Source organism: Rhodococcus sp. USK10, assembly GCF_019378875.1.
Classification (GTDB): Bacteria; Actinomycetota; Actinomycetes; order Mycobacteriales; family Mycobacteriaceae; genus Rhodococcus_F; species Rhodococcus_F pseudokoreensis.
Genome location: NZ_CP076048.1, coordinates 2910310 through 2926380, shown reverse-complemented (window position 1 = coordinate 2926380; position 16071 = coordinate 2910310). Strand labels below are relative to the sequence as shown.

Sequence of the window (16071 nt, the reverse complement as noted above, 5' to 3'; positions counted from 1 at the left end):
TCGTGCAGTGAGAAGCCGGACGGCCCGTTCCTCGTCCCGTGAGAACTATTCTAGGTTTGAATAGTAGGGCGTCAAAGTTAATCAGGCAAGAGAGGTGCCGGGTAGATCTCTACGTGGGAGATGCGGCGCCCGGGTCAGGCACCTCAACCGCGAGAGGGTCTCCTGCGGTTCTCAGTCCCCGGTTTCGACGTCACCGACGGCGCGACGTACCTGTTGCAGTTGTTCGATCAACGCTTCCAGGGTGTCGGTGTCGACGGGCGCAAGGCCGAAGCGCGCCGCGGCGAGGCGGTCGTTCGCCTCCTCGACCACCTCCAGGCCGGTCGGGGTGAGGGTTGCGAGAACGGTGCGGCGATCCGTCGCGTGGGCTTTGCGTTCGACGAGGCCCGTCTTGACGAGTTGGTCGACCGCCATCGACACGGTGGTGGGGTGGACCATGAGGTACTTGCTCAACTTGCCGAGCGTGCGAGTGCGCTGCTCCGACAGTTGCAACGACGTCAGAATGAGATAAGCGTTGCGCGACAGTCGAAGTGAACGCAGTTCCTGGTCCATGGCGCGCACGATCCACTGGTGCGTGCGGAGCAACGCCATCGTGGTTCCGAATTCCAGATCTGCCGAATCGCGCCGCTGGGACCATTCGGCTCGCATCCAGTCGACCACGTCGTGGCGCGCGCCGTCGGCCGGCGTCGGGAGTTCACTCGCCACTGGGCGTCCTCTCGTCGTCACCGAACCGCGTCGAGGTCGATCATAGAACCGCGGTCAGCCGTGCGAGAGAACGACCTTCCCGAACCCGCTTCCCTGTTCGAGATGCTTGTGTGCGGCGGCCGCTTCGGCGAGTGGGAATGCCGCGCTGATGGGTACGGGCGGGACGGATTCGGTGTCCAGCAGTGTCAGGAGCCCCGCGAAGTCCCGGGGACTGCCCATCGTGGTCCCGATCAGTTCGTACTGGCCGAAGTAGAAAGGCCGGACGTCGAGGGTGGCGAGCTCGCTGCGCGACGCGCCCAGCACGACCAGGCGGCCACCCGGCCTCAGTGCGGCGATGGACTGCTCCCACGTCCCCACCGAATCCAGGACGAGATCGAATCCCTGCCCGTCCGGGGTGAGCCGGCGAGCCTCGTCCGGCCATTCGGGGTCGGTGTAGAGCGCGCCGTTCGCGGCGCCGAGTTCCTGTGCCTGCGCGATCTTGACCGCCGTGGAGGACGTGACGGTGACGTTCGCTCCTACTGCGGACGCCAGCATGACGGCCATGGTCGCGACGCCACCGCCTGCGCCCAGGACGAGCACGTTCTCGCCGGCGCGGAGGCGGCCACGCGTGAACAGGGCGCGGTAGGTGGTGAGTCCGACGAGGGGAAGTGCTGCGGCCTGCTCCCAGCTGAGCCCGCGTGGTTTGGGTGCGACGCAGTCTGCGGGAACGCGCACCAACTCGGCATAGGTGCCTCGTTGGTGATCGCCGAGGATCTCCCACTGTGCGCTCGGCGCAGCGTCACGGTCTCCCCACCACAGCGACGGGAGGACGAGAACCTCCTCGCCCGTGTCGGTGCGAATACCTGCGCCGTCGGCGCCGAGTACGTGCGGCAGCGGTGACGAGTACCTGCCCTGGCGGACGAGGACGTCGTGCCAGTTGAGCGCGGCCGCCTTCAGACGAACGGTGACCCAGCCCGAGCTCGCCACGGGGTCGGAAATCGACTCCACCTTCAAGACATCCGGCTCCCCGAATTCTCGCAACACGACGGCGTCCACACAAAGTCCTTTCGGTCGTACCATTCGCACGGTAGCATGTTTTTCGTGCGCATATGGCGGTGGTTGCCCCTACTGATTGCGGCGGTGACGGCGTTGAGTGCAGGCCTGGTCGCGGCGGCCGGACCTGCGGTCGCCGACATCCCGGCGCCGTCCCAGGATGCGTTCTACCAACCTCCTGCCGGCTACGAGGCGCAGCCCGACGGGACGATTCTGCGATCACGGCCGGTGACCGCGACGGCGCTGAGTGTGCCGATCCCGGTCGATTCCTGGCAGTTGCTGTACAAGTCGCTCGACTCCCACCGAGTGCCGGTGGCCGACGTCGCCACGGTTCTGGTCCCGAGAACGCCGTGGACGGGCGACGGCCCCCGGCCCCTCGTCTCGTATCAGACCGCGGAAGACAGTCTCGGATCTCGGTGCGCACCGTCCTACGCGCTGACGGCGGGGCTCGGAGCGGCGACGTCGAACGCCGCATCTGAGTCCCTGATGATCGCGTATCTGCTGTCCCGTGGTTGGGCGGTCGTCACCGCCGACTACGAAGGGCCGGAGTCCGAGTTCCTCGCCGGACCACAGGCCGGCTACGCGGTTCTCGATGGCATCCGCGCTGCCCTGCAGTTCGGGCCGAGTGGACTGAGCCCGCATGTGCCGACGGGCCTCTGGGGGTATTCGGGTGGCGCGTTCGCCACGGCCTGGGCCGCACACCTCCAGCAGACCCATGCGCCCGAGCTGGGACTGGACGGAATAGCGTTGGGAGGGTTACCGGCAGACCTCGAGGCGACAATGCGGAACGTCGACGGCGGGTACGGTTTCGGCCTCACCTTCGGTGGCGTGACCGGCATCGATCGTGCGTATCCCGAGATGCGGCTGAGTGAACTGTTCACCACGGACGGCCGGGCGGCCATGCAGGCGAGCAGCGCGGCATGCACCGTAGATCTGATCGCGACCTACGCGTTCCGATCGCTGCGCGACTACACCGTCGACCCTCGTCCCTTCGACGTTCCGGCATTACGAGACGCTCTTGCGGAGAACAGTCCGGCCCCGGGCACTCTGAGTGCGCCGATCTACAGCTATCACGCGGACGGGGACGAATTGGTGCCCGTCGCGGTCCACGACGACTTCGTTCGGCAGTCCTGTGCCGCAGGCAGCACGGTGCAGGTAGTGCGGTATCCCGGCGGAAGTCACAACACCACCTTGATCTCCGGCGCTCCGGGTGCGATCGACTTCCTTGCAGCACGTTTCGCCGGCCGGGCTGCCATCGACGATTGCGTGTGACACCTACAACTCTCAGAGCGGGTAGTGCGTCAGCACCCCCATCGGATCGTGCCGCTGCCGTAGTTCTCGGAGGCGCCGGAGGTTTCCGCCGTAGGCCGCGTCGATCTCGGCGCCGGTCTCGGGGAAGCCTGGCCGGACTTCGACGCTGTAGACGCCGGTGGTGTGGGGTGCGAGCGCGTCGAGGGTGCCGCCCGCCCACGACAGGCAGGCGGCGCCGTCGTAGGGATCGGACCAGATCGCGTTGAGCGGGATGTTCCATTCGCCGCCGCGACCCCAGAATGCGGTGTCCTCGTCGCCCACGTCGGCGAGCGCACCGCCGGTGTGCTGGAAGTCGATTCGGCATTCCCGCGTCGGCGCCCCGCGGATCTGGGTGGCGAGGGCTTCTGCGAGTTGGGAGTCGAGGGTCGGTCCGGTGAAGACGGCTTTCCCGAAGAACGACCCCCGCCGTTCACCCGGTTGGGGCAGCCGGATCGGTTCAGGTTCTTCGCCGTCGGCTCCGGGTGGCGCGAATTCGGGTAGCCCGGAGAGGTAGTCGCCCGAGGTCTCGGACCGGTACAGCACGCTGCCCGACACGGCGGCAACCGAGGTGGCGGCGGCCCGGGCGCGGTCGATGTCGGATGCGTCCTCGCTCGCGCACGCGGTGTAGACGAAGAGGACGGGTTCGTCGGCGGACAGTGCGCTGTAGCCGAGCACCGCGCCCATCGTCGTGTCGCGCGGAAGCGTCGGGGCGATACGGAAATAGGTGGCGAGCGCTTCGAGTCCCAGCACCATCCGATCGACCCACACCGGGCCCTGCGGATGCGTGCGCAGCACCGCCGACGTGACGACACCGAAGCACGGTGCGCAACCCCTGACCGCCCACCACAGATCGGCCTCGTCGCCGGTGCTGGTATCGGACAAGTGGACGACTTCGCCGGAGGGCAGGACGAGTTCGACCTCGAGCAACTGATCGACGGTCAACCCGAGACTGCGCGTGAGGTAGCCGACGCCGCCGCGGGTGACGAGTCCGAAGCCCGCATGTCCGACGATCCCGACCGGCACCACCCGGCCGGTGGGGGCGAGGGCGTCCAGCATGGTTCCCACGGTGGCGCCGCCGGCCACGACCACTCGATCGTCCTCGGGCCGGGCCGTGTTCATCTGCGCCGACAGGTCGAGCATGACGGCGTCGTCGGCGACGCAGTTGGAACTCAGCCCGCCGCCGCGGACGGTGACGGTGCCGCCCGTCCGGTGCACGACCCGCATGACGGTGGAGACTTCCTCAACGGACTCCGGTTCGACGACGCAGGACGGGCGGCGTCGCGCGGCGTCGGGAAAGAACACCCTGCCCAGTGCGGTGTGGTAGTCGTCGGTGTCCGGCAGATGAACCCGGTGCGGGAGCACCGCCTTCAGCTGCGCGACACATTCCGCGGATGGTGAACTCACGAGCGCCTCCTATCCGGTTGCGTTACCTGCCTGCCACTCGGCCCACGGGACCTCCCAGTCCCCGTACGTGTCCCACACGGGCAGGATCGGTCCGCCCGAGTTGGTGATCTCGACGACGTCGCCGATACCGAAGTGGTCGAACATCCACTGGGCGTTGGCCGGAGCCAGGTTCACGCAGCCGTGCGAGACGTTGCTGCTGCCCTGATCGCCGACCGACCACGGCGCCGAATGGACGAACTCGCCGTCGTTCGAGATGCGGAGGTTCAGGTCGACCTTCTCGCGGTAGTAGTCGGGGTCGCCTGCGCAGACGCCGTACGTGCAGGAGTCCATGATGATGCTCTGCTGCCTGTCGGAGACCACGTGCGGGCCCTCGTGCGAGGGGTGGTCGGGGGAGCCGAGGCTCATCGGCATCGAGGTCTCCTGGACACCGTTGTGGAACACGGTGAGCACCTCGCTGGCCCCGTCCGCCTTGGCGACCCACGAGTCGTGCACGGTGTAGTCGGCGGCATTGTTCTCGGCACCGAAGACGCCGTCGCCCAGGTCGACGCCGAACACGTCCGCCTCGACGTGGATCTTGGTTCCCGGCGCCCAATAGGTCGCGGCGCGATAGTGCGCGTTCTGATCGTCGGTCCAGTACCAGGCCCCGGGCTGCGGCGGCGTCGTCGTCACGTGCAGTCGCTCCTGCACCGCGGCCTTGTTTGCGACCGGCGAGGTGAACTGGAACACCATGGGCTGGCCGACGCCGATGCCCGTGTCGGCGACGACCTCGGGTGCCGGGACGACGTTCGCATACGCGGTGGAACCGGGAGTCATCGTCGTCACCGTGAACGTCTGCTCGACGGGGGCGCCGTCGGGGTTCACCGCGTCGGCGACGACCGTGTACGTAGACCCGTATCCGAGGGGCGCGCTGCTCGTCCAACGCGTGCCGTCGGGGGCGAGGGCACCGGCGACCGGTGCGCCGGCGTCCGCGGGATTCGTGACGGTTACGGTGGTCAGCCGCCCGCCCGTGGCGGTGACCACGATCGGGGTGGTCGGGTTGATCGGCGCGCCGGCGGCCGCGGGAACGGCAATCGAGGCGGGCGCGGCCTGGGTGGTGGTCGGGGGTTCCGAGGTGCCGGTGTCTCCGATGGTGCATGCCGTGGCCAGGAACGTCAGGGCCACCACTGCAACGATGCCGGCTGTCCGTGTGCGGAGAGTCACGACCACCTTCTTTCGGATCTCGATCAGCGTTCGCCGTCCTCATACTGCCAGCGATCGGCTCGGAGTTTCCTGTCAGACACTCGCCGACCCCGCCCGACCTGGGTGAATCCGTCCACCCACGACGATTTAGACAGCTGTGCTGGCAATGTTTCTGACCTTAGGTGCACGTAGTCGATGCAACATGACGATTGACCTCGGGAAATAAAACAGCTAGACTGGCTAATGAAATTGCTCCGGCGAACGAGAGGCGAATACATGGACGAGAAGGCTGATCGACTCCGTGAGGATGTCGTCATGTTCACCCGGCGCATCCGGACCCAGCGCTCCGGGCACCTGCTCACGCCCTCGCAGCTGCAGGCCCTCGCGCATCTCGACCGGGAAGGTCCGATGAGCGCCCGCGCCCTCGCCGATCTCGAGCAGGTGGCGCCGCAGTCCATCGCGCGGACCGTCTCGATCCTCGAGGACTCCGGGATGGTATCCCGCACCGTGGACCCCCAGGACGCACGGGCGAGCATCGTCGCGATCACCGGGCAGGGATTGCAGACCCTCACCGCCGACCGGTCGCGTCGGAGCGAATGGCTCTCGGCCGCGCTCGCCACCGAATGCACCGAGGCCGAACGCGACCTCCTCTTCATCGCCGGACGGCTACTCCGCCGACTCGCAGCAACCCCTGAGTCGGCGCCGCAGCGGGAGTCACTGATGAACTCGTGAGCGCGACCGTCGCCGACACCGCTGTCGCGCAGAAGTCGCCGTCCGTACCGTTCCGGGTCAGCGGATCCGTCGCCACCGGGAGCATCCTCCAGCCTCTGAACTCCTCGATGATCGCGGTGGCGATCGTCGGTATCGCCGCCCAGTTCGGCTCCTCCTCCGGCATCACCTGGGTGATCTCCGCGCTCTACATCGCCACCGCCGTCACCGCGCCGATGGCGGGGAAGCTCGGCGCCCTCCTCGGCGCCCGGAAGGTGTACCTCGGGGGCCTCGCGCTCGTGGCGCTGGGTTCCGTGGCCGGTCTGCTCGCACCCACGGTCGGCTGGCTGATCTTCTCCCGCATCCTCGTCGGAATCGGAACCGCCACCCAGTATCCCAACGCGATGACGATGATTCGCGGCTACGCGGAACGGCACGGTGCGCAACCGCGCACCGCGATCACGACCCTCGCGATCTGCAGCCAGGGAGTCGTGGCACTCGGCCCGACGCTCGGCGGACTGCTGGTGGGTGCGTTCGGCTGGCAGTCGATCATGTGGATCAACCTCCCGATCGTCGTGTTCAGCGCCGTCGCGGTCACGAAGTTCGCGAACGTCGGTTTCGTCGGCGGCATGTCGGTCAGCCGACGGCAACTGGTGCACGCGCTCGACGTCGTGGGAGTCCTGCTGTTTCTCGCGCTCGTCTCGTCCACGATGCTGTTCCTGCTGTCGATCACCACCGACCCGGTGTGGTGGCTGATCCCCGTGTGGGCGCTGGTGCTGGCGCTGTTCGTCCAGTGGGAACGTCGGGCGGGCGAACCGTTCATCGACGTTCGGGCGCTGGCCCGGAACCGGGCGCTCACCGCGACCCTCGCGCGGACCCTCCTCACCTACACGGCCTTCTACTGCGTCTTCTTCGGAATCCCACAGTGGCTGCAGTACTCCCGGGGGATGGGCGCCACCGAGGCGGGGCTGACGATGCTTCCCGTCGCCGTCGTCGGTATCGGCTCCACACTGCTCGCGTCCCGGACGTACCGGCGGCACGGGGTGCGCCGAACACTCACCATCGGGACGTGCGCGCTGCTGGTGGGCGGGGTGCTCCTGGCCTCGGTGGAAAGCAGTACCGCGCCGATCGTCGTGCTGCTGATGGTCGCGGCGGTGCTGGGAATCCCCAACGGATTCAACAACATCGGCAATCAGAATCTGATCAGCTCGGTCACGTCCGTCGAGGAAGTCGGCACAGCGATCGGGATGTACCGCACCGTGCAGTACATCGGGGCGAACCTGTCGGCCGTCGTGCTGCAGACCACCGCCGGTCACGTCATCGGCGACGACGGACTGCATCGCACGGGATGGTTCATCGCGATCACGGGTGTTCTCCTCCTCGCCGGGGTCCTGATGTCGCGGAACATGGGCGACCGCCGGTCTGCTGCGTAGGAACCGCTCAGGAGGAAACCGTTCCTCCGACCGCCCGCCAGATCAGCGCCGCGGTCCGGGCCGCCCAGTCCGCGGGGGGTGGGTCGCCGGCCAGGGCGCGGCCGTACCAACTGCCCGTCGTCATCGTGACGGCGATCTCGAGATCGGCGTCGGCGTCGATCATCTTCAGCGCCGCGGCACGATCCAGGATGGCGCGGATACGGCGTCGGCGCGGTGCCACCACCCGGGCACGGTACTGCGCGCGGACGTCGCCGTCAGTCGTGTCCTGGAGCATCGTCCCGGCCAGCGACAGCCGGCCGGTGCGCGACACCCCGCGCTGGAAGTCGGCCAGTTCGCGAACCAGATCACCGAACGGGTCCGCCGACGACCGGCCGGTCTCCTCGTCGGCCAACTGCGCCACGACGTCCGCGGCCAACTCCGCCTTCGTCGCCCACCGGCGGTACAGCGCCTGGCGGGTGGTGCCCGCCTCCGCCGCGATCGCGGCGAGCGACATCGCGTCGTATCCGGCCCGGGACAGTTGCCGGCCCGCAGCTTTCAGGACCCGGGTGTCGATGTCGGTGTCGCGACTGCGCCCGGCCACACTCATGCTCGAACCTCTTTTCAATCCAATACTGATGTGTATTGTAATGGAGAGACGACGGAAATCGGGAGCTCGCATGAGTGATCAGGACACCCCGTCCCTGTACGAGTGGGCGGGCGGTGAGCAGTCGTTCCGGCGGCTGATCGACGCCTTCTACGACCGGGTGGAGCGCGACGATCTGCTGTCGCCGATGTTCCCCGGCGGCGTCCACGAGGAGCATCGCCGCAACGTCACCCTGTGGTGGTGCGAGGTGTTCGGCGGCCCGCCGCGATACACCGAAACCCTCGGCGGCTACGAACGGATGTTGCGGCACCACATCGGTCTCGGCATCACGCCGGAACAGCGGCACCGCTTCGCCGCGACCATGAGTCTCGCCGCCGACGACGCGGACCTGCCGTCCGACCCCGAATTCCGGTCCGCCTTCATGGCATACGTCGAGTGGGGGACCAGGCTCGCCCTGCAGAATTCGAGCCCGGGAGCCGAGGTGGTCGAGCACGCACCCGTCCCGCACTGGGGCTGGGGCGTCGCTCCGCCCTACCGCGGCTGACCGGGCAGGGCGCCCGTCCTACAGGATCCCGCCGGTTAACGGACACCCCGACGTCGCTGCGGGTGCCGGGAGAAAGTTGGGGCGGATGTCCATGTCGGGTGCGTCGTAGAGCCGGTGGAACGTCGGGGTGAGCGCCGCCGACATCGGTGGGTTGATCCAGGACCAGTCGGTGGGGCACTTCCGGCCGAGCGACTCTTCGCGTTCGACGTGGCTGATGAACTGCTTGGCGACGGTGTGGTGATCGACCATGTGCACCCCGGACTGCCGGTAACTGTGGATCACGGCGCGGTTCAGTTCGACCAGTGCCCGGTCGCGCCACAGCGTCCGCTCCGAGGACGTGTCCAGGCACAGCTTTTCGGCGATCGCGGGCAGCATGTCGTAGCGATCCTGGTCGCTGAGGTTGCGGGCCCCGACCTCGGTGCTCACGTACCAGCCGCTGAACGGGGCGAGTGGGTAGGTCAGCCCGCCGACCGAGAAGTGCATGTTCGACACGGCAGGCACGGCATGCCATTTGAGACCGAGATCGGCGAACCAGGCGTAGTCGGGGTGCTCGATCTCGACCTCGAGCACCAGCTCGGAAGGAATCTCGTACCAGCGCAGCGTCTCGTCGGGGGTGCTCACCAGCAGCGGCAGCACGTCGAACGGCGTGCCTGCGCCCCGCCACCCCATCTTCGTCACCGCCTCGGTGATTCCGACCTGGGCGGGATCCCCGGTCACCGTCCCGTCCGCGTGGCGGTAGCCGGCGTAGCGGATCAGTTGCGGGCTGACGATCTTGTATTCGCGTCCGTCCGCCAGCGGTAGGGGGCCGACCGTGATGACCGAGCGCAGCGCGCCGCCGTTCGTCGCGACCCGCAGGTGCTCCCAGCACGCCTCCGCAATCTCGTCCGCGGTGGTGGCGTGGCGGGCATCGATCAGCTTCAGCGTGCGCCAGTGCTTGCGACCGACGCAGCGGGCGTGATTGCGCCACGCCAGCTGCGAGCCGACTTCCAGTTCCTCCACGGTGTGCTCGTAGCGGCCCGCCTCGGCCAGCGACTCCAGTGCGTCCGCGAGGCGGGCGGTGGGCAGATGGGCCAGCTCGGGCTCGCTGAAGAACTCTGCGCACTCCCGCATCTGCGCTGCGGACCGCGACGTGACATCCAGCGAGTACGACATAGTCCCTGTGCTGCTCACCATTGACCTCCCGGCGATCGTGGATCCTGCGGCGGTCAGTATGTCAGCGAAGCGGGCACACCCGTCCACCGAGTGCGGACGGGGTGAGGAAATACCGCCGGCAGGACGGCGGTTCCCCCGGAGGTGAAGCTCTCGATTCTGGACCGGTCCCGCACGCGCCGGGGTGCGCCCGACTCTGCCGCGCTGACCGGAACGATCGAGCGGGCGGTGTACGCCGAACACCTCGGATTCGAGCGGTTCTGGGTGGCCGAGCACCACGCCGTGCCGGGCATCGCGAGCGGGTCGCCGCCCGTGCTGCTCGCGGCCCTCGGCGCCCGCACCAGCCGGATCCGGTTGGGGTCGGGTGGTGTAATGCTGCCGAACCACCAGCCGTTGGTTGTGGCCGAACAGTTCCTCATTCTCGAGGCCATGTACCCGGGCCGCATCGACCTGGGGGTCGGACGGTCCCTCGGATTCACGAAGCCGGTGCGGGAGGCACTGCGACGCGACCGCAACGCCCCCGACACGTTCGCGGACGACCTCGACGAGGTCCGGAGCTACCTCGAGGGCAAGGGCGCCGTGACCGCCCGGCCCCAGGTGGCGACCCCGCCGCCGATGTTCGTTCTCGCCACGCGCCGCGGACTCGACTTCGCCGCGAAGGCCGGTCTGCCGGTGGTGGTCGGCGGTCCGATCCTCCACGGGGCGGGCGCGCGCATCCCGGAACTCGACCGGTACCGCGACAGCTTCGTCCCGTCCGCAGCACACCGAGACCCGTACGTGATGATCTCGCTCGAGGTCATGATCGCCGAGAACGACGACCGGGCCCGCGAACTGCTGCTCCCGGAGGCGTGGGCGCTGGCGCAATCGAGCCGGACCGGCGAGTTCCCTCCGCTCGAATCGGTCGCGGACATACGCACGCAGCCCTGGACCCCGCGGCTGCGCGAACAGGTCGACGCGACGATCGCGTCGTCGATCCACGGCGACGCCGAACAGGTGAAGGTCGCGCTCGACGCGCTGAGGGCACGCACCGGCGCGGACGAACTCCTGGCCTCGACGTCCACGTTCGACCGGGACGCGCTGTTCGAATCCGATCGGCTGTTGTCACTCCTGGACGTGTGACCCCGCACGACGCACAACAGTTGCCGCAAGTCTTGCGCAAGTATTGACAACCTTGCGCAAGTCGGTGGATAGTATGTGTCGGCAGTCACAACGAACAGCGAGGCGGTAGCACCGTGGCACCCACCTTGACCGAGGTCGCTCAACGCGCAGGGGTATCCCTGTCCACCGCATCGCGGGCGTTCAGTGCCCCGGACCGGATCGGACCGGACACTCTCGCGCGGATCATCGCGGTCGCCGACGAGATCGGTTACCGGGCGGCGTCGCCGACGCGCAACGACGCCGTGAGGCCGACGGCCACCACCGTCGCTGTCGTGGTGCCCGACATCGGGCACACGGTGTTCGCGAGTTTCGTGAAGGCGGCGCAGGCTCAGGGGTGGCACCGGCGGCAGACCGTGCTCCTCACCGACACGGACGGCAGCGCGGATCGTGAGCGCGAGGTCCTCGGCGAATTGCAGGGTCGCGTCGACGCACTCGTCGTCTGCGCGCCGCGACTGCCCGCGTCCGACATCGTGCAACTCGCCGGCGACACCCCGCTGGTGCTCGTCAACCGGTCTTCGCCCGAATGCGATTGCATCGTGGCGGATTCCGAGGACGGTCTCCGTCAGACCATCGACTACCTGGTCGCACTCGGGCACGAACACCTCGCCTACGTCCAGGGCTCGCCGCAGTCCTGGTCGAATCAGCGTCGCATCGCCGCGGTCGAGGAATTCTGCAAGTCCCGCGATGTGCAGCTGAGCCTGCTCGGCTGGCAGCAGGAGACCCTCGCGGGTGGTCATGCCGCGGCCGCGAGTGTGATCGCGACTGGTGCGAGTGCCGTGATCACTCACAACGATCCGATGGCGATCGGTGTGATGAACGGCGTCCGCGCAATGGGCTTCTCGGTCCCGGACGACCTGAGCGTCGTCGGCATCGACGACTCACCGCTGGCCGAGCTCGCCAACCCCGCGCTCACGAGTGTCAACGTGCCGATGGCGAGAGCCGGCGTGCTGAGTCTCGACCTGGTGTACCAGCGCGCCGGCGAACCGGATTCCGACGTCCGCGAAGTTCACCTCCCCACACAACTTGTCGTCCGTGCGTCGGCCGGACCGGCGCACGATCGGGTGTTTCGCCCCGGAAAAGAGAGCCGCTAGATGAAAATCGTTGTTGCCGACAGTAATCTGATCCCACACCGGGCGCGGTTCGATGCAGCGGTTCCCACAGGATCGCAACTGTCCTGGCACGGCAGCTTCGACGAGGCTGCCCTGATCGAGGATCTGCGTGACGCCGACGTGTACGTCGGGGGAAAGTTCACCCCGTCGATGGCGTCGTCCGCGACCACGTTGCGGCTCGTCCACGTCGCCGGCGCCGGCACGGACAACATCTCGTTCGGCGCCCTGGCCCCCGACGTGCTGGTGGCGAATACCTTCCACCACGAGAACTCGATCGCGGAATACGTCGTGGCGGCCGCAGTGATGCTTCGGCGCGGCTTCGTCGCCCAGGATGCGGCCCTGCGGCGCGGGGTGTGGGCGACGTCGGTCTACGACGAGCGCCTCACGCAGTCGAATTCACTGCAGGGTGCGCGGGTGGGTTTCGTGGGTTTCGGCCACATCGGCAACGCCACGTGGAATCTGTTCCGGGCATTCGGCGCGACAGGAGCGGCCGTGACCGGCCGCGGCAACGTCGATGCGACGGGGGAGGGGTTGGACTGGGCCGCCGATGTGTCCCAACTCGAGCGCCTGCTCGCCGAGTCCGACGTCGTCGTCGTGTCCGCACCGCTCGACGACCGGACACGGGGCATGATCGGCGCCGAGGAATTGCGCGCGCTCGGCAGCGACGGTGTGCTGGTGAACGTGGGCCGCGGACCACTCGTTCAGGAGCAGGCACTGTTCGACGCGCTGTCCTCGTCGACCATCGCGGCTGCGGCCATCGACGTCTGGTACGACTATCCCGGCGCCGACGGTCGAGGTGCGCCCAGTGCCCTCCCGTTCTCCGAACTCCCCAACATCATGATGACGCCGCATTCTTCCGGGGTGTCGCGGCAGACGTTTCTGGGCCGCGTCGAAGACATCACCGGCAACATCACCCGACTCGCACGCGGGGAGCAGTTGCGCAACGTCGTTGCTCCCGCGGTCGGAGCGAAAGGATCACGGGCATGACCGACAAGATCATCTCCGCGGACGTGCTTGTCTGCAGCCCCACCCGTAACTTCGTCACCCTGAAGATCACCACCGCCGACGGCGTCGTCGGTTACGGTGACGCGACACTGAACGGCCGCGAACTGTCCGTCGCGTCGTATCTGCGAGACCATGTCGCTCCCTTGCTGATCGGACGAGACGCGACGCGGATCGAGGACACCTGGCAGTACCTCTACCGTGGGGTGTACTGGCGCCGCGGACCGGTCACGATGGCCGCGATCGGCGCGGTCGACGTGGCGCTGTGGGACATCAAGGGCAAGTCGCTCGGCCAGCCCGTGTACCAGTTGCTCGGCGGTGCCGTGCGTGACTGCGTCCTGTCGTACACCCACGCCACCGGGTGGGATGTGCCCGCGCTGCTCGACTCCGTCGATGCCAAGCGGGAGAAAGGCTTTCAGGCTATTCGTGTGCAGTCCGGGGTCCCCGGACTCGATTCGGTCTACGGCGTGCACAAGGGGGCGGCGGGATACGAGCCCGCGAGCCGCGGGGCGCTCCCGGTCGAAGAGGTGTGGGACACGGACGCCTACCTCAATCATGTGCCCGGGGTCCTCGAGGCGGTCCGGGACCATGTCGGCACCGACCTCAAATTGCTGCACGACGCCCACCATCGGCTCACCCCGCAGCAGGCCGCGCGGCTGGGCAAATCGCTCGAGCCGGTGAATCTGTTCTGGCTCGAGGACGTCACGCCGGCCGAGAACCAGGATGCGTTGCGTCTGGTGCGCAACCACACCACGACGCCCCTGGCGATCGGCGAGGTCTTCAACACGATCTGGGATTGCCAGCACCTGATCACCGAGCAACTGATCGACTTCATTCGCGTGGCGATCGTCCACGCCGGCGGAATCAGCCACGTCCGCAAAATATTTGCGCTCGCCGAGGTGTATCAGGTGCGAGGCGGACCGCACGGACCGTCGGACGTCTCACCGATCTCCCTGGGCGCGAGCCTGCATCTCGGACTGGCGACGCCGAACTTCGGAATCCAGGAGTACATGGGCTACGACCCGCTCGTCAGCGAGGTCTTCCCGCACGCATGGTCGTTCGCGGACGGCCACCTCACCCCGGGTGACGCACCGGGTGTCGGAGTGACGATGAACGAGGAACTCGCCGCGAAGTATCCCTACGAGCAGGCGTACCTCCCGGTCGCCCGGCGCCGCGACGGCTCCATGACGGATTGGTGACGGGCATGACCGAACACCCACTCTCACGCCGAAACGTTCCTGCCGCGGCACTGATCCACCGGCGGGTGCCGGAAGGCACCGGGATCGTGCACCTGGGGCTCGGCAACTTCCACCGCGCCCACCAGGCCGTCTACACCGCGCTGGCAATGGAACGCGAACCCGGGCCGTGGGGGATCCTCGGTGTGGCGAGCCGGTCGAGCGCCGTCGCCGATGCGATGACGGCGCAGGATCTGCTCTACAGCGTCGTCGAGATCTCGCCCGGTGGATCGCGTGTCAGTGTTCCCGGCTCCCACACCGGGACCCTGGTGGCCGAACAGGATCCGGAGTCCGTCGTTCACGCGATCGCGGATCCGGCAACGAAGATCGTGACGATCACCGTGACCGAACACGGGTACACCGTGTCGCCCGAGACCGGATCCCTCGACCTCGACTCCGACGTCGTCCGGCGTGATCTCGCCGAGGCCTCGACGCCGCGCACGACGATCGGACAGATCGCCCGCGCACTGGCCCTGCGGGCGTGCACACACGGCACCCCGATCACCATCCTCAGCTGCGACAACCTGCTGGCAAACGGGCGCCAGACCGAACGGCTCGTGCGCGAGTTCGCCGGCACCTTCAGGGCACCCCTCCGTGACGAGGTACTGACCTGGATGGATGCGTCCGTGGTGTTCCCCAATTCGATGGTGGACCGCATCGTGCCCTCCAGTTCGGACCGCTACAACGAGACGGCCCTGACGCACCTCGGCGTGCGGGACACGATCGCCGTCCCCGCCGAACCGTTCACGATGTGGGTGATGGAGGAGAAGTTCGCTGCCGGCCGTCCCGCCTGGGAGCACGGCGGCGCGCTGTTCACCGACGACGTCGAGCCGTACGAGCTGATGAAGGTCCGGCTGCTCAACGGGACGCATTCGCTCATCGCGTACCTCGGTGCACTCGACGGGTGTGCCACCATCCCCGAGTCCGTGGCGCGACCGTTCGTCGAGGATGCGGCGCGCCGCATCCTGTGCGACGAATACCTGCCGACAGTCACCGTTCCCGAAGCGGTCGACACGGACGACTACGTCCGGCAACTCTTTTCACGTTGGTCCAATACCGCTCTGGGGCACCGCACCTCGCAGGTCGGCTCCGACGGATCGGTCAAATTGGCGCAGCGTATCCCGATCCCCGCGCTCGAACACCTCGGCCGCGGTGACGTCCCGCAGTTCCTTGCGCTGACCGTGGCGGCGTATCTCGCCTGCATCGCCCCGCTGCCTGGGTTCGACCCCGGCCCACACGCACGATCCATGACCGACCCCGCTCGACTGCGCCTGGCAGGAATGGCCGACAACGCCGCTTCCACTACAGAATTCGTTCGCTCCGTCTTCGTCGACGGAGGCCTGTTTCCCAGCGTTCTCGCTTCGCACATCGAGTTCGTCTCGCGGATTGCCGACTTCGTCGACATCATCGTCCGCCACGGGCCGGCTGTCGCCGCCGGTGAAGCATCCGCCCCGGTCCCGGACCTCGGCGCGATCACGCTGCAGTCCAGGGCGACCATCTGACTCTCTCACCCCCCCTGCCCGGAATTTCCGGGAACCACCAA

At 67.7% G+C, this 16071-nt stretch carries 15 protein-coding genes; 9 read left to right on the top strand and 6 right to left on the bottom strand.

Annotation, left to right across the window (positions count from 1 at the left end; translation table 11 throughout):
* Positions 1 to 171: 171 nt before the first annotated feature.
* Positions 172 to 702, bottom strand: coding sequence for a MarR family winged helix-turn-helix transcriptional regulator (locus tag I1A62_RS20500; RefSeq protein WP_124391675.1), 531 nt, complete (start codon positions 700 to 702; stop codon positions 172 to 174).
* A 54-nt stretch (positions 703 to 756) separates the two neighbouring features.
* Entirely contained in the window at positions 757 to 1737 is a 981-nt protein-coding gene (locus tag I1A62_RS20495) for a zinc-binding dehydrogenase (protein ID WP_124391674.1), read from the bottom strand.
* A 45-nt stretch (positions 1738 to 1782) separates the two neighbouring features.
* Between I1A62_RS20495 and I1A62_RS20490 the strand changes: the two genes are divergently transcribed.
* A complete protein-coding gene (locus I1A62_RS20490; protein ID WP_257890847.1) occupies positions 1783 to 3006 on the top strand; it encodes a lipase family protein in 1224 nt (407 codons plus the stop codon).
* Positions 3007 to 3018: 12 nt separating this feature from the next.
* Here I1A62_RS20490 and I1A62_RS20485 read toward each other — a convergent pair whose 3' ends face one another.
* Both I1A62_RS20485 and I1A62_RS20480 read right to left on the bottom strand, forming a co-directional pair.
* Entirely contained in the window at positions 3019 to 4428 is a 1410-nt protein-coding gene (locus tag I1A62_RS20485; protein ID WP_219459593.1) for an FAD-binding protein, read from the bottom strand.
* Positions 4429 to 4437: 9 nt separating this feature from the next.
* A complete protein-coding gene (locus I1A62_RS20480; RefSeq protein WP_124391671.1) occupies positions 4438 to 5634 on the bottom strand; it encodes an Ig-like domain-containing protein in 1197 nt (398 codons plus the stop codon).
* Positions 5635 to 5883: 249 nt separating this feature from the next.
* Here I1A62_RS20480 and I1A62_RS20475 point away from each other — a divergent pair, with 249 nt between their 5' ends.
* Both I1A62_RS20475 and I1A62_RS20470 read left to right on the top strand, forming a co-directional pair.
* On the top strand, positions 5884 to 6339 hold the full coding sequence (locus tag I1A62_RS20475; RefSeq protein ID WP_124391670.1) for a MarR family winged helix-turn-helix transcriptional regulator: 456 nt from the start codon (positions 5884 to 5886) through the stop codon (positions 6337 to 6339).
* Entirely contained in the window at positions 6336 to 7748 is a 1413-nt protein-coding gene (locus I1A62_RS20470; RefSeq protein WP_219459592.1) for an MFS transporter, read from the top strand. Before I1A62_RS20475 ends, I1A62_RS20470 begins: the two co-directional genes overlap by 4 nt.
* A gap of 7 nt (positions 7749 to 7755) precedes the next feature.
* On the opposite strand, the gene I1A62_RS20465 is transcribed toward I1A62_RS20470, so the two are convergent.
* Entirely contained in the window at positions 7756 to 8334 is a 579-nt protein-coding gene (locus I1A62_RS20465; protein ID WP_124391668.1) for a TetR/AcrR family transcriptional regulator, read from the bottom strand.
* A gap of 70 nt (positions 8335 to 8404) precedes the next feature.
* Here I1A62_RS20465 and I1A62_RS20460 point away from each other — a divergent pair, with 70 nt between their 5' ends.
* Positions 8405 to 8875 (top strand): group II truncated hemoglobin, encoded by a 471-nt coding sequence (locus tag I1A62_RS20460; RefSeq protein ID WP_124391667.1) that lies wholly within the window; start codon positions 8405 to 8407, stop codon positions 8873 to 8875.
* Positions 8876 to 8893: 18 nt separating this feature from the next.
* On the opposite strand, the gene I1A62_RS20455 is transcribed toward I1A62_RS20460, so the two are convergent.
* Positions 8894 to 10027, bottom strand: coding sequence for a nitric oxide synthase oxygenase (locus tag I1A62_RS20455; RefSeq protein ID WP_219461298.1), 1134 nt, complete (start codon positions 10025 to 10027; stop codon positions 8894 to 8896).
* Positions 10028 to 10168: 141 nt separating this feature from the next.
* Here I1A62_RS20455 and I1A62_RS20450 point away from each other — a divergent pair, with 141 nt between their 5' ends.
* The 5 genes from I1A62_RS20450 to I1A62_RS20430 all read left to right on the top strand — a co-directional run bounded on the left by I1A62_RS20450 (position 10169) and on the right by I1A62_RS20430 (position 16030).
* On the top strand, positions 10169 to 11143 hold the full coding sequence (locus I1A62_RS20450; protein ID WP_219459591.1) for an LLM class flavin-dependent oxidoreductase: 975 nt from the start codon (positions 10169 to 10171) through the stop codon (positions 11141 to 11143).
* Positions 11144 to 11256: 113 nt separating this feature from the next.
* Positions 11257 to 12273, top strand: coding sequence for a LacI family DNA-binding transcriptional regulator (locus I1A62_RS20445; protein ID WP_219459590.1), 1017 nt, complete (start codon positions 11257 to 11259; stop codon positions 12271 to 12273).
* A complete protein-coding gene (locus tag I1A62_RS20440) occupies positions 12274 to 13278 on the top strand; it encodes a 2-hydroxyacid dehydrogenase (protein ID WP_219459589.1) in 1005 nt (334 codons plus the stop codon).
* Positions 13275 to 14492, top strand: a complete 1218-nt coding sequence (gene manD / locus I1A62_RS20435) for a D-mannonate dehydratase ManD (RefSeq protein ID WP_219459588.1) — start codon at positions 13275 to 13277, stop codon at positions 14490 to 14492. The genes I1A62_RS20440 and manD overlap by 4 nt, the downstream gene beginning before the upstream one ends.
* 5 nt (positions 14493 to 14497) lie before the next feature.
* Positions 14498 to 16030, top strand: coding sequence for a mannitol dehydrogenase family protein (locus I1A62_RS20430; RefSeq protein ID WP_219459587.1), 1533 nt, complete (start codon positions 14498 to 14500; stop codon positions 16028 to 16030).
* Positions 16031 to 16071: the final 41 nt, after the last annotated feature.

Bases quoted from the DNA above. Each gene is read 5' to 3' on its own strand.
- I1A62_RS20475 (WP_124391670.1), top strand. From the start codon at position 5,884: ATGGACGAGAAGGCTGATCGACTCCGTGAGGATGTCGTCATGTTCACC.
- I1A62_RS20465 (WP_124391668.1), bottom strand. From the start codon at position 8,334: ATGAGTGTGGCCGGGCGCAGTCGCGACACCGACATCGACACCCGGGTC.
- I1A62_RS20460 (WP_124391667.1), top strand. From the start codon at position 8,405: ATGAGTGATCAGGACACCCCGTCCCTGTACGAGTGGGCGGGCGGTGAG.
- I1A62_RS20455 (WP_219461298.1), bottom strand. From the start codon at position 10,027: ATGTCGTACTCGCTGGATGTCACGTCGCGGTCCGCAGCGCAGATGCGG.
- I1A62_RS20440 (WP_219459589.1), top strand. From the start codon at position 12,274: ATGAAAATCGTTGTTGCCGACAGTAATCTGATCCCACACCGGGCGCGG.
- manD (WP_219459588.1), top strand. From the start codon at position 13,275: ATGACCGACAAGATCATCTCCGCGGACGTGCTTGTCTGCAGCCCCACC.
- I1A62_RS20430 (WP_219459587.1), top strand. From the start codon at position 14,498: ATGACCGAACACCCACTCTCACGCCGAAACGTTCCTGCCGCGGCACTG.